This is a genomic window from Thiofractor thiocamini (assembly GCF_055384375.1).
This window is the reverse complement of sequence record NZ_AP042389.1, coordinates 232564-245382: the sequence shown is the minus strand read 5'-3', so window position 1 is coordinate 245382 and position 12819 is coordinate 232564. Positions and strand designations below refer to the sequence as shown.

Genomic DNA, 12819 nt, shown 5'->3' with positions numbered 1-12819 from the left:
TGGATAGTTCAAGGTTCTCTTATATTTAATAAGGGTATATGTATTTTACGCGCAAAAGGAGAAAATATGAAAAAAATTTCTATCGCACTTGCCTCACTGGCACTTATCGGCTCACTTGGAATGGCCAAAACACTAAAGGTTGGTATAGCATCAGGTGCATACACCATGGATCCTCAGGCTTTCAATGAAACAGCAACGAACTCTATATTGTCAAATATCTTTGACCCGTTGGTAAGATTTGATGCGAACATCAAAGTTCATCCTGATCTTGCGGTATCCTGGAGTAATCCGGAACCGACAGTTTGGATACTGAAACTTAGAAAAGGCGTCAAGTTTCACAATGGAAGTACATTTAACGCAGATGATGTCATCTTTTCATTTGACAGGATCAAAAACTGGAACAAATCAGGCTTCAAAGGTAAAGTCTCAATGCTTGAGAAAGTTGAAAAGATTGATGACTACACGGTTAAATTCATAACAAAAAAAGCTTTCCCTGTTTTTCTAAGAAAACTTACTTATGTCAACATACTTGACAAAGAGACATTGCAGGGCAAGAGTGACGAATGGATAGGACTTCATCCTATAGGTACCGGTCCATATAAGTTCGTATTTTGGAGAAAGGGTGATCAGATCAAACTCAAAGCCAACAAAGACTACTGGATGGGAAAACCCAAATTCGATGATGTTATCTTTAGAGTTTTATCAAACAATGCAACAAGAACAGCCGCTATACTCAGCGGAGAAGTTGATATCATCAACAGAGTTCCCGTTGTCGATGTAAACAGGATAAAAAACAATTCAAAACTTAACTTTTTTATCAAGCCCGGTCTTAGACTCATCTATCTTCAAATGGATCAGTTCAGAGAAAAATCACCTTATGTAAAAAGTCCTACCGGCAAGAACCCATTCTTGGATGCCAACGTCAGAAGAGCTCTTTATTACGGTATAAACGAAGATGCTATCGTCAAATATATCATGAAAGGATTTGCAAAACCTGCCGGTCAATTTCACCCAAGTGTTGTCGTAGGTTATGACCCGACAATAAAAAGGGTAAAATACGATCCAAAAAAAGCAAAAGAGTTGTTGGCAAAAGCAGGATATCCAAATGGATTTGAAGTTAGACTCGACGCCCCTAACAACAGATATATAAATGATGCTCAAATCGCTCAGGCAGTTGCTTCTTCTTTGGCAAAGATAGGTATAAAAGTCAAAGTAAACGCGACTCCTAAGTCATCTTTCTTCCCAAGAACCGCAAAGCAAGATACCAGCTTTTTCCTTATAGGTTGGGCTAGCAGTGACGGTGACGGAAGCTCCATGCTTGACGGTGTTGTTCACTCAAAAGATGACAAAAAGGGTTATGGAAGATACAACAATGGTAAATTTTCCGATCCTAGAGTTGACAAACTCATTGAAGAGAGCGATGCAAATATGAACCCGAAAGATAGAGTAAAACAGATGAGAGAAGCTCAAAGAATAGCACTTATAGAAGATCAGGGTTTTATACCTTTGCATTTTCAAGTAGATATCTATGCCAGTAGCAAAAAGGTTAAGTTTACTCCAAGAACAGACAGTAAGATCTGGGCATTCGATATCAAATAATTTATAAAAGAGCTGCTTTTTTGCAGCTCTTTCAAGAGGAAAGCAATGTTCAAATACATACTAAACAGACTTTTTCATTCGGCAATAGTTATGTTGGTGATAAGTTTCATAGTGTTTTTTATCATGTTCAAAGCAGGAGACCCTGTTCAGCTTCTTTTGCCTCCTGATGCAACGCAACAGGATGTCATAGCCATGCAGCACGCTTTGGGGCTTGATCAATCTTTCATAAAACAGTATGAAGCTTTTTTAAAAAATGTAGCCCATGGCAATCTTGGAAACTCTTTCGTTTACGGTCAGCCGGCACTTAAAGTAGTTTTTGAAAGATTGCCGGCAACTTTGGAACTATCTATCATCGCCATGATAGTTTCCATATTGCTTGGCATCCCGCTTGGAGTCATAGCCTCCATAAAACCGGAGTCTTGGTATAGTAAACTTATCATGTTTTTATCTCTGACGGGTATATCTGTACCTGTTTTTTGGACGGGTATGGTACTTGTCCTTGTTTTCTCTGTCATCATGGGAGTTCTTCCTTCTTCAGGAAGAGGTGAAGTTGTATGGTTTTCGAGTGTTTTTACATGGGATGGCATAAAGCATCTTATCATGCCGGTACTTACTCTTGCCTTTTTTCAACTTGCATTGATACTTAGACTAACAAGAACGGGAATGATGGAAGTTTTGATGCAAGATTATATAAAGCTAGCTATTGCCAAAGGCGTTCCAAAAAAAGTCGTGGTTTACTATCATGCTCTTAAAAACAGTCTTATTCCTTTGATAACGGTCATAGGTATCCAATTTGGTCAACTCGTAGCCTTTACCATAGTAACTGAGACCATTTTTGCGTGGCCGGGTACGGGAAAACTTATCATCGACTCTATACAAAACCTTGATAGACCCATAGTCGTAGCTTATCTGCTTGTCATTTCATTTATATTCGTTGCAATAAATTTCATAGTTGATGTTTTATATACATTTGTTGATCCAAGAGTGAGGGTGCAATGAGTCTGTTTAAAAATGAATTGGTTCAAGAATTTTTTGAAGATAAGCTGGCTACCATAGGACTTATCATACTTGTTGTGCTGGTTATACTGGCACTATTTCCTTCGCTTTTTTCATACCAAAACCCTTATGATCTTTCACAGCTTTTTTTAGAAAACAGCTTTCAAGCACCGGGTCATCAGTTTTGGCTGGGGACTGACGAACAAGGACGAGATATATATTCAGCTATGTTATACGGTCTTAGAATATCTTTGTATGTAGGAGTTGCAAGCACGGTACTCTCAGTCATCATAGGTTTTTCTTTGGGGCTTATATCAGGATATTACGGTGGATGGATAGATACTTTGATCATGAGGATAGCTGATATACAGTTATCATTTCCAGCTATTCTCATAGCACTTATCATCATGGCTTTATGGGGTGAAGGTGTAGGAAAGATCATCATAGCCATCACTATAGTAAACTGGGTATATTATGCAAGGACGGCAAGAGGAGTGGTGCTTTCGGAAAAAGAGAAAGATTATGCCCAGTCTGCCAAAGCTCTTGGCATGGGAAATATGGGTATAATTTTCGGAGAAATTATGCCAAACACCACAGCACCCATCATAGTCATAGCTACAGTAAGAATCGCCAATGCAATTATACTGGAAGCGACTTTAAGCTTTTTGGGACTTGGAGTGCCTATAACGCAGCCATCTCTTGGTTCACTTATATCAAACGGATATCAAGTACTTTTTAGCGGGTACTGGTGGACTTCAGTATATCCCGGTATCCTTTTAATGGTACTTATCATATCCATAAATCTCATCGGTGACAGGATGAGAGATATCATGAATCCGAGGTTAAAAAGATAATGGCACTACTTGAAGTTAAAAATTTAAAAACACATTTCTTTACTAGAAGCGGGATTGTCAAATCAGTTGACGGCATAAGTTTCTCTATAGAAAAGGGGAGGATTTTGGGTATCGTAGGGGAGTCTGGTGCAGGTAAATCGATCACAGGATTTTCCATCATAAACCTTATAGACAAGCCCGGTAAAATCGTAGAGGGTGAGATACTCTTTGAAGGAAAAGATTTGGTAAATCTACCCGAGAGTGAACTTCAAAAGATACGAGGCAATGAAATAGCCATGATATTTCAAGACCCTCAAACTTCACTCAATCCCGTCATAAGCATAGGTGAACAGCTGATGGAAGCCATACTTTATCATAGAAAAAATGTTTCCAAAAAAGAGGCATATGAAGAGTGTGTGAATATACTAAAAAGAGTAGGACTTCCCGCAGCTGAAAAAAGAATGAAAAGTTACCCCCATCAACTCTCTGGCGGTATGAAACAAAGGGTAGTCATAGCCATGGCACTGCTTAACAATCCAAAACTTCTCATAGCTGATGAGCCTACAACCGCACTTGACGTAACCATACAGGCTCAGATACTTTATCTTATGAAAAAGCTAAGTACAGATTTCGGCTCGTCGCTGATACTCATAACCCATGATATAGCGGTCGTATCACAACTTTGTGACGATATAGCGGTTATGTACGCAGGCAGGATCGTAGAGTACGGAAGCAAAGAAGAGATCATTTTTGATCCCAAGCACCCTTATACCAAAGGATTGATAGCATGCCTTCCAAAACTAAATGATGAAAAAGAGAGACTTTATCAAATCCCGGGAGTTATGCCCTCACTACTAAATCTTCCTAAGGGATGTTACTTTAAAAACAGATGTGAATTGGCTGATAGCGAGTGTGATACTTACCCGGATAAGAAACAGTTTGGAAAAAGGATAGTATTTTGTCACAAGGTTTAAAAACTTTACTTCAGGTAAAAGATGTAGAAAAGGTATTTTCCGTCAAAGTAGGGACTTTTGAAAAAAAAGATTTGCACGCTTTAAACAAGATCAATTTTGACATATACAAAGGCAAAACCCTCTCACTTGTCGGAGAAAGCGGATGTGGGAAAACAACTATCGGTAAAGTGATACTTGGGCTTTATCAGGCAACGAAAGGCGAGATAATCTTCAGAGATAAAGATATAGCCAAACTTCCTCCACACAAAAGAAAAGATATCCAAAAAGATATCCAAATGATATTTCAAGACCCATACTCTTCACTAAATCCAAGAAAAAAGATAAAAACCATACTAGAGCAGCCTTTAAAGATACATACAAGTCTGAACAAACAAGAAAGAGAAGAAAAAATTTTACAAATCTGCGATGATGTAGGGCTTGATAGAAGTTATCTCTCAAGATACCCTCACCAATTCTCAGGCGGACAAAGACAACGTATCGCCATAGCTAGAGCTATCATACTAAATCCTGAACTTGTTTTAGCCGATGAGCCCATATCTGCTCTTGATGTATCCATACAAGCTCAAATCCTAAATCTAATGATGGATTTAAAAGATAAGTACAACTTGACTACTCTTTTTATAACTCATGATATAAGTGTTGTAAAACATATAAGTGACTATGTAGCTGTGATGTATCTCGGTGAGATAGTGGAGTATGCGTCAAAAAAAGAGCTTTTTAAAAATCCTTCCCACCCATATACCAAAATGCTCTTTTCAACCGTTCCGGATATCTATACTCCTTTGGCAACGGACAGTGTCTTAAAAACTGGGGAGATACAAAGCCCCATAGACCTGCCAAGAGGTTGCTTTTTTGCAAAAAGATGTCCATATAAAAAAGAGATATGTGAAGATGCTCATCCTAGTCTTCTTGAGATAAGCAAGGGACATTTTGCAAGATGCCCGCTTATCGGGGAGTTTTGATACTTTTTGGAGTAATTGTCACCATAACACCGGCACAAATGATTAAAAATATACCTATCAATGTATAAAAATCTGGAAAATGATCTCCTATAATCATACCGATTATGATGGAAAATATAATATTGGAGTAACTTATAGCTCCGACGATCCCTGCTTTTGTGGAAGCGTAAGCTTTTGTCATGTAAACTTGAGCTAAAGTAGCACTAAAACCAAGCAAAACTATCCATATCCAATCACTCTGTTTTGGTGCTATAAACTTTGCAAAAAGATAGTCCAAATCTTTTGGCGAAAAAAATGAACCTATCATCATCAGCACAACAGGACCTACTGTTCCTATAATCATAAATGATAAAACTATACTTCTTGTATCATAATACTCTCTAAGCTCTCTGACAGCCGTATAAGCCAAGGCTGCCCCCACTCCACTAAAAATTCCAAGCAAATCATACTTGTCAAAGTCATAAATGCCTTCAGGTCTTGTTATAAATACTATGCCTATAAAACCTACAGCTATACCTATCCAGCCAAGTTTATACAACTTCTCTTTTAAAAATATAAAAGCAAACAAAGCTGTAAATACCGGTGATAGTCTCGAGTAAGTCATGGCTTCGGCAAGTGAGATATGGGCGATATTGTAAAAAAAGGCAAGAAGCGCCAAAAATCCCATAAAACCTCTAAAAAACAGAAGCCAAAACTTTCCTCCTTTTTGAGACAAGGGATACTTCCAAAATGTACCAAGCAAAAACACCACGCCAAATACATTTCTAAAAAACACGACCTCAACTGCACTCATACCATGAGCTAACTCTTTTGCAAATCCACCCATCACCGCAAAACAAAAAGAGGCAAAGAGCATATAGATAGCTCCTTGTTTTACACTTTCACTCATCAATCATTCTCAACTTTCAATTTTACAAGTTCTCCTCTAATGTCTCCAAAAAGTATCACATCTTTTAAAACTGCCTTGGTGCAAATCCCGTCATCATTTATATCCAAAAAAAGCTCTCCCCTTTTGCTTGCAAAGATCTTTTGGTTGATAAAAACCTTTAAAAAATGACCTTTTTTTCTACCTAAATCACTCTTTAATCTCTCAAGCTCTTTTCCAACCGGAGCTATCAAATCCACTCTTCCGTTCTTTTTGTTCGCACCTACTGCATACAAAACTTTTTTACCCTTAAATTTAAAATTATCTAGATATTTTCTTATATTGAAAAAAAGTGATAGTATGTCATTGTCCGCATAATACTTCAAATACTCCTGTGACTTTGCAACTTTACCGTTTTTTATGGTAAATTTGAGCATTTTTATCTTTTTGTTTTGATGCTCAAATATATAGAGCTTTTCTCTTGTTTTAGATGAAGTCTTAGTTATGCCAAGATATTCATGGGGTACTAGCATTCCGCTTACTACCCTACCCTCACTTTTGTACTTTTCAATCCTTCCGCCGCTTAAAACTTTAGCAAATCCCGTAGCTTTTGCTTCTATAGAAACTTTATAGTCTCCTTTTTTACCTATATGCAAAACCGCTTTTGCCGTTCCAATTTTACCAAATATTCCAAAATCCACTTTATAGGTAGCGATAATGGTTTTAGCATTTAAAAAGGTCATAAAAGTTAGTATAATAAATATAAATTTTTTCATGAATATACTCTCATAGAAAATTTGTGTGTAATTGTATCAAAAAAAGAGGATAAAATTGTTACTAAAACCAAAAGTCAAAGCCATAGTGTATGTTTTACTCTGTGTTATGCTGTGGGCACTCATACCGGTTGTCTCAAAAGTGGGTCAAACTAACCTTGACAATCATCAGTTTTTATTTTACTCAAGTTTTGTATCTTTCTTGCTTTTTTTAACTCTCTCATTTTTTACAAAAGAGTATAAAGTTTTTTCCAGGTTAAGAATATATGAATTTCTCAAGGTTGTTTTTTTAGGCTTTTTGGGAACTTATCTATACTATATCCTCTTGTATTTTGGATATAAAAACGCTAAAGGGTTAGAAGTTTTGGTGCTTCAGTACAGTTGGCCTGTTTTTATAGTATTATTATCTTCTATCATATTAAAAGAAAAGATAACAAAAAGAAAAACTATCGCCGTAACTTTAGGGTTTTTAGGAGTTTTTGTCATACTTTCAAAAGGAAATTTTACCCATATTCACCTTGCAAATATCAAGGTAGATATGATAGTACTGTTTGCCGGACTGGTTTTTGCTCTTTTTTCCGTTTTAAGTAAAAAGATAACTTTAGATGCTTTGAGTCTAAACACCATATACTTTTTAATAGCTACAATTTTTTCATTTTTTTCAATGATGATATTTTCAAACTTCAAACTGCCGACTCAAAGTGATATATACCCTATCATCATCAACGGACTTTTGGTAAACGGCATATCATACCTCTTTTGGATAAAAGCGTTAAAAAATGCAAAAGCCTCTTTTTTAGCACCTTTTATATTTTTGACCCCTGTCATCTCAAGTATATATCTTGTTGTATTTTTTGGAGAGATTTTTCTGCCTGTTTACATAGTTGGTTTGGTTTTAGTCATAGCAGGCGGTATCTTGGGTATAGCGTAGCAATTTTATACTATATCCATTTATCACAATTTCGCTATAATAAATCATGCAAAAACTTTTAAAAAATACTCTGTTTGAAAATGCAAAAGAGTTAAATGCCGCTTTTGATAAACATTATCATGATACTTACACCATAGGCATCACTTATGAGGGAATGCTAAAACTAAAAAAGCACAACAACAGCACAAACTATCTCAAATACTCTTGCAGGGTGAACAATCCACATGAAATACACCATGGAGACTCTTTTAAGTGGTCACATACGAACTTTTATCCAAGAGTCGAGCTTTTAAGTAGTATCTATGAGCAGATATTTTTAGAGAAAAAAATCCCTCTCTTTTCTAAGCACATTATAGAGGATATGAGACTTTTTAAAAAGTTGCACAGCTTTTTTTGCATGGTATATTCCAATAAAAGCGATATAGAGGTGCAAACTGCTCTTATAGATGCTCTGTCATACCTCATCATCAACTATACTTCCCACACAAAACTTCATCTTGATATAGCCGATGATAAAAAAGTGGTAAAAAAGAGTATAGAGTTCATAAAGTCAAATATTGATAAAAATATCACTCTTGATATGCTATCAAGTGTTTCAAAGATAAGCAAATATCACTTTTTGAGGATATTTAAAAAAGAGATAGGCTTAACCCCTCATCATTTTATACTCAATGAAAAGATAAATTTTGTAAACAACCTCATCCAAGAAGGAGTACCTATCAGTGAGGCAAGCTTGACGGCAGGTTTTGCCGATCAGTCGCATTTTACAAGAAACTTCAAAAAACAATACGGTCAAACTATAAAAAAAGGCAATTTTATACTATACAAGTAGTTAAAATAGTGATAAACTTCCATAAAAAATCGGATGATCCAAATGGAAGAAAAAGACAAAAATATACTGCACATACTACTCTTTTTTGCTATGATTGGCTGGGGAGCTTCATGGGTAAATGCTAAGGTTTTAAGCCATTATATCAATGCATACGATATGATATTTTTTAGATTTTTCATCACGGCAGTCGGCATGGTGCCTATTATCATATACTTCAAAGAATCTTTCAAGATAGATATAAAAAGCTTTTTAGTAGCACTTGCGGCATCGCTTGTTTTCATAGCTTACATGAAGTACTACTTTATGGGTACAAAATACGGTACGGCTTCGCTTGGTGGGGCATTTGTAACGACTTTGGTCCCTATACTGACATATCTTTTTTTAGCTCTTTTAAAAGAAAAAAAGCTAAAAAAGAAAGATTATACAGCTCTTGCTCTGGGGGCTTTTGGGGTTTTGACTATGCTTAACTTCTGGAGTTTTAACTTAAAAGAGATACTTGTCGTTCAAAATCTCTACTTTTTACTCGCTTCCGCACTTTGGCCGATATTTACCATCATCAGCTCAAAAGCGAAAACAGTGTCTCCTTTGGTATATAGTTTTTGGCTTTATATCATCACTATCACGCTTGATGGTATCTTTTTTGTGGATTTTAAAAGCATACCTTATCATAGTTTTGACTTTTACTTTTGGATAAATTTACTAGTACTTTCCGTAATAAGCTCGGTTTATTCAAATACCATCTACTTCATAGGCATAACAAAACTAGGTGCCGGAAATGTAAGTAGTTTTATATTTTTAGTACCGTTTTCCGCTATCATACTAAGTGCTATATTTTTACACGAGCATATAAGCATCTCCATACTCGTAGGAACCTTCATGACACTATGGGCTATAAAGATACTAAACAATATAACATTCTTTAAATAAGACTTTAATCACTTTTTTGATAGAATATGGGTATATTTGCTACAAGGAAACAGACTTGGAAAAAATCATCGATTTTATCAATTTGACATTTTTTGAAATACCGCTTTACAAGATTGCTTTGGCTATTTTTGTATTTTTGTTTTTTATTTTTTTGAGGAAAGTTTTTACACTTACTCTTTTGAAAACTTTAAAAAAAATAACTGAAAAAACCAAAACTACACTTGATGACAAAGTATTTTCTATCATAAAAGGACCTTTGAGATTTTCTTTTGTAGTTGCGGGTTTTTACTTTTTTGCCGTTATATTAGGTATCGACAATGCACTTGTTTATCATTTCATAAGGACGATGATCACTTTTATCATCTTTTGGATACTTTATGAGCTTGTTGTCGTTTTTGACTCATATATTTATCAATTTTCCAAAAAGTTTGGAAAAGAGCTTTATAAAGAGATAGGCAACTTTTTCATAAAAACCATAAAGATTTTCATAGTCGCCGTAGGTCTTGTGGCGATACTGCAAGACTGGGGGATCAATGTCAGTGCATTTATCGCTTCACTTGGTATCGGCGGTTTGGCCTTTGCTTTGGCGGCAAAAGATACCGCAGCCAATCTTTTTGGAGGATTGACTCTTTTGGCCGATCAATCCCTACAGATAGGACATTGGGTTAAAATAGGAGGAGTTGAAGGCACGGTCGAAGATATAGGACTTAGAACTACAAAGATAAGAACATTTGAAAAAAGCCTTATAGTAGTGCCAAATCAAACCATAGCGAACTCCCCCATAGAAAACTTTTCAAGAAGAGGACAAAGGCGTATCAAGCTTAGGATCGGGCTTACTTATGATACCCCTGGCAATGTTGTACAAAATATAGCAAAAGAGATAGAAGAGATGCTAAAAAACCATCCAAAAATCGCAAAAGATCAAACTTTGCTTGTCAAATTTGATGAGTTTGGGGATAGTGCACTTGGTGTATTTATATACACATTTGTAAATAGCGCCGTATGGAGTGAATATCTCGAAGCAAAAGAGGATATATACTTGAAAATCATGAAAATCGTTGAAGAAAACGGAAGTTCTTTCGCCTTCCCAAGCCAATCGATATATATAGAAAAAATAAACAAAGAAGAAGAAAATTGATGAAAACCATAGCACTCATAGGCAAACCAAATGTCGGCAAAAGTTCACTGTTCAACAGACTCGTCGGTCAAAGGATAGCTATCACTTCAGACATAAGCGGTACGACAAGAGATATAAAAAAAGTAGAATTTGATATAGATGATAAAAAAGCTCTCTTAGTAGATACCGGTGGACTTGATGATAGTAATGAAATGTTTGAAGTGGTTCAGGCAAAATCCCTAAAGAGTGCAAAAGAGGCCGATATAGTTCTTTTTATGGTTGATGGAAAGATGCTGCCAAGTGATGAAGATAAGAGGATATTTTATGAGATATTAAAACTGGGCAAGGAAACGGCACTTGTTATCAACAAGATAGACAATGACAAGATGAATGAAATCGTATGGGAGTATCAAAGTTTCGGGGCTAAAGATATATTTCCTATTTCAGTTTCTCACAACAGAGGCATAACTCCGCTTTTAAACTGGTTGTATAAAAGATTGCCAAATGCCAAAGAGTTGGAATTGGTTGAAGATGAAGATGAATCATTGGAGGATTTTTTACAAGAGAGTGAAGAAAATATAGAAGAAAAACTTTCAAATGATTCAAATGAGATAAAAGTTGCCATAGTCGGAAGAGTCAATGTGGGAAAAAGCTCACTTTTGAACTCTTTGATAGGTGAAGATAGAGCGGTTGTAAGTTCGATTGCCGGAACGACTATAGATCCTGTGGATGAAGTTTTACCTTATAAAGATAAACTTATCACTTTTGTTGATACCGCAGGTATCAGAAAAAGAGGAAAGATTGAAGGTATAGAGAGATATGCACTTAATCGTACACAAAAAATGCTTGAAAATGCCGATATAGCCCTTATAGTCTTGGATGCAAGTGAAGAGTTCAAAGAGCTTGACGAGAGGATAGCAAGCTTGGTTGATAAGTTTTCTTTGGGTTCAATCATCATACTGAATAAATGGGATAAAGCAAGAGATGAGTATAAAAAAGTAGTCGAAGATGTAAGATACAGATTTAAGTTCCTTGGATACTCTCCTATCATCACCGTTTCAGCTCTTTCGAAAAAGAGAGTTCACAAGATAAACGATATGATACTTCAAGTTTATGAAAATTACTCGAGAAGGATACCTACGGGAAAATTAAATGAGCTTATCAAGTTCGCTAACTCCAAACACCATCTACCGTCAGATATGGGAAAAGTTGTAAAGATATATTTTGCCACCCAGTTTGATATAAGACCACCTAAGATAGCACTTGTTATGAATAGACCAAAGTCACTTCATTTTAGCTACAAAAGATACCTTGTAAATACCATAAGAGAACATTTTAACTTCGAGGGCTCACCTATACTGATATTTCCTAGAAAAAGAGGTGAAAAAGATGAAGAACAGTGTGAAGAGTAGCAGTTTTATTATTACGGATTTTCAAGAAAAACCACTTGATACTTTTGATTTTATAAAACCTCTCAAACTTACATACAAAGTAAACGGCAAGCTTAAAACATGGGAAGCTGTCAAAAGTTTTGACAGCGTTGCCGTACTTCTTTATCATAAAGAAAAAGATGCTTTGTTGCTTGTCAAACAGTTTAGAGCTCCTGTGTATCTAAATGATAAAAATGCAAACTTCACTTACGAGCTTTGTGCCGGCATCATAGATAAGGATATCCCCTTAAAAGAGATAGCTAAAGAAGAGATATATGAAGAGTGTGGATATGATATAGATACTAAAGATATAGAAAAAATCACTTCATTTTTTACAAATGTCGGGGTCAGCGGTGCAAAGCAGTATCTTTACTATGCCACTATAGACGAAAGCCAGAAAGTCAGCTCAGGAGGCGGCATAGATGATGAGTTGATACTGCTCGAGTTTATACCGATAAAGGATGCCAAGAAGTTTATGTTCGATGAGTCAAAAGCAAAAACTCCCGGACTTCTTTTTGCATTTAGTTGGTTTTTTGAAGAAATAGGCAACAATACTGAAAGATAAATTTTAGAGATGCCC

General features: G+C 35.9%; 13 protein-coding genes. 11 read left to right on the top strand and 2 right to left on the bottom strand.

The window, feature by feature from the left end:
- The first annotated feature begins 66 nt into the window (after positions 1 to 66).
- Genes ACZ47B_RS01225 through ACZ47B_RS01205 form a run of 5 tightly spaced genes read left to right on the top strand, consistent with a single transcriptional unit; the run spans position 67 to position 5364 of the window.
- Positions 67 to 1599 (top strand): ABC transporter substrate-binding protein, encoded by a 1533-nt coding sequence (locus ACZ47B_RS01225; protein ID WP_464894864.1) that lies wholly within the window; start codon positions 67 to 69, stop codon positions 1597 to 1599.
- A gap of 45 nt (positions 1600 to 1644) precedes the next feature.
- Positions 1645 to 2598, top strand: coding sequence for an ABC transporter permease (locus ACZ47B_RS01220; RefSeq protein ID WP_464894863.1), 954 nt, complete (start codon positions 1645 to 1647; stop codon positions 2596 to 2598).
- On the top strand, positions 2595 to 3449 hold the full coding sequence (locus tag ACZ47B_RS01215) for an ABC transporter permease (protein WP_464894862.1): 855 nt from the start codon (positions 2595 to 2597) through the stop codon (positions 3447 to 3449). The genes ACZ47B_RS01220 and ACZ47B_RS01215 overlap by 4 nt, the downstream gene beginning before the upstream one ends.
- The gene (locus ACZ47B_RS01210) at positions 3449 to 4402 is read left to right on the top strand and encodes an ABC transporter ATP-binding protein (RefSeq protein WP_464894861.1); all 954 of its coding nucleotides are present in this window, start codon (positions 3449 to 3451) and stop codon (positions 4400 to 4402) included. The genes ACZ47B_RS01215 and ACZ47B_RS01210 overlap by 1 nt, the downstream gene beginning before the upstream one ends.
- Positions 4387 to 5364 carry an ABC transporter ATP-binding protein gene (locus ACZ47B_RS01205; RefSeq protein WP_464894860.1) on the top strand — a complete coding sequence of 326 codons (978 nt, stop codon included), beginning with the start codon at positions 4387 to 4389 and terminating at the stop codon, positions 5362 to 5364. Before ACZ47B_RS01210 ends, ACZ47B_RS01205 begins: the two co-directional genes overlap by 16 nt.
- Here ACZ47B_RS01205 and ACZ47B_RS01200 read toward each other — a convergent pair.
- Positions 5348 to 6253: a DMT family transporter gene (locus ACZ47B_RS01200; protein WP_464894859.1), complete on the bottom strand. Its 906-nt coding sequence runs from the start codon at positions 6251 to 6253 to the stop codon at positions 5348 to 5350. The two genes, ACZ47B_RS01205 and ACZ47B_RS01200, sit on opposite strands and share 17 nt — an antisense overlap.
- The gene (locus tag ACZ47B_RS01195) at positions 6253 to 7005 is read right to left on the bottom strand and encodes a DUF3108 domain-containing protein (RefSeq protein WP_464894858.1); all 753 of its coding nucleotides are present in this window, start codon (positions 7003 to 7005) and stop codon (positions 6253 to 6255) included. Before ACZ47B_RS01195 ends, ACZ47B_RS01200 begins: the two co-directional genes overlap by 1 nt.
- A 55-nt stretch (positions 7006 to 7060) precedes the next feature.
- Between ACZ47B_RS01195 and ACZ47B_RS01190 the strand changes: the two genes are divergently transcribed.
- Genes ACZ47B_RS01190 through ACZ47B_RS01165 form a run of 6 tightly spaced genes read left to right on the top strand, consistent with a single transcriptional unit; the run spans position 7061 to position 12804 of the window.
- The gene (locus ACZ47B_RS01190; RefSeq protein WP_464894857.1) at positions 7061 to 7933 is read left to right on the top strand and encodes a DMT family transporter; all 873 of its coding nucleotides are present in this window, start codon (positions 7061 to 7063) and stop codon (positions 7931 to 7933) included.
- 46 nt (positions 7934 to 7979) lie between these two features.
- A complete protein-coding gene (locus tag ACZ47B_RS01185; RefSeq protein ID WP_464894856.1) occupies positions 7980 to 8765 on the top strand; it encodes an AraC family transcriptional regulator in 786 nt (261 codons plus the stop codon).
- A gap of 42 nt (positions 8766 to 8807) precedes the next feature.
- Positions 8808 to 9692 carry a DMT family transporter gene (locus ACZ47B_RS01180; protein WP_464894855.1) on the top strand — a complete coding sequence of 295 codons (885 nt, stop codon included), beginning with the start codon at positions 8808 to 8810 and terminating at the stop codon, positions 9690 to 9692.
- 55 nt (positions 9693 to 9747) lie between these two features.
- Positions 9748 to 10830: a mechanosensitive ion channel family protein gene (locus ACZ47B_RS01175; RefSeq protein WP_464894854.1), complete on the top strand. Its 1083-nt coding sequence runs from the start codon at positions 9748 to 9750 to the stop codon at positions 10828 to 10830.
- Entirely contained in the window at positions 10830 to 12221 is a 1392-nt protein-coding gene (gene der / locus ACZ47B_RS01170; RefSeq protein WP_464894853.1) for a ribosome biogenesis GTPase Der, read from the top strand. The genes ACZ47B_RS01175 and der overlap by 1 nt, the downstream gene beginning before the upstream one ends.
- Positions 12199 to 12804, top strand: coding sequence for an NUDIX hydrolase (locus tag ACZ47B_RS01165; protein WP_464894852.1), 606 nt, complete (start codon positions 12199 to 12201; stop codon positions 12802 to 12804). The genes der and ACZ47B_RS01165 overlap by 23 nt, the downstream gene beginning before the upstream one ends.
- The last annotated feature ends 15 nt before the right edge of the window (positions 12805 to 12819 follow it).

Excerpts from the sequence above, each read along its gene's own strand:
- ACZ47B_RS01210 (WP_464894861.1), top strand. The coding sequence starts at position 3,449 with ATGGCACTACTTGAAGTTAAAAATTTAAAAACACATTTCTTTACTAGA.
- der (WP_464894853.1), top strand. The coding sequence starts at position 10,830 with ATGAAAACCATAGCACTCATAGGCAAACCAAATGTCGGCAAAAGTTCA.
- ACZ47B_RS01200 (WP_464894859.1), bottom strand. The coding sequence starts at position 6,253 with ATGAGTGAAAGTGTAAAACAAGGAGCTATCTATATGCTCTTTGCCTCT.
- ACZ47B_RS01165 (WP_464894852.1), top strand. The coding sequence starts at position 12,199 with ATGAAGAACAGTGTGAAGAGTAGCAGTTTTATTATTACGGATTTTCAA.
- ACZ47B_RS01225 (WP_464894864.1), top strand. The coding sequence starts at position 67 with ATGAAAAAAATTTCTATCGCACTTGCCTCACTGGCACTTATCGGCTCA.
- ACZ47B_RS01215 (WP_464894862.1), top strand. The coding sequence starts at position 2,595 with ATGAGTCTGTTTAAAAATGAATTGGTTCAAGAATTTTTTGAAGATAAG.
- ACZ47B_RS01185 (WP_464894856.1), top strand. The coding sequence starts at position 7,980 with ATGCAAAAACTTTTAAAAAATACTCTGTTTGAAAATGCAAAAGAGTTA.
- ACZ47B_RS01220 (WP_464894863.1), top strand. The coding sequence starts at position 1,645 with ATGTTCAAATACATACTAAACAGACTTTTTCATTCGGCAATAGTTATG.
- ACZ47B_RS01195 (WP_464894858.1), bottom strand. The coding sequence starts at position 7,005 with ATGAAAAAATTTATATTTATTATACTAACTTTTATGACCTTTTTAAAT.
- ACZ47B_RS01180 (WP_464894855.1), top strand. The coding sequence starts at position 8,808 with ATGGAAGAAAAAGACAAAAATATACTGCACATACTACTCTTTTTTGCT.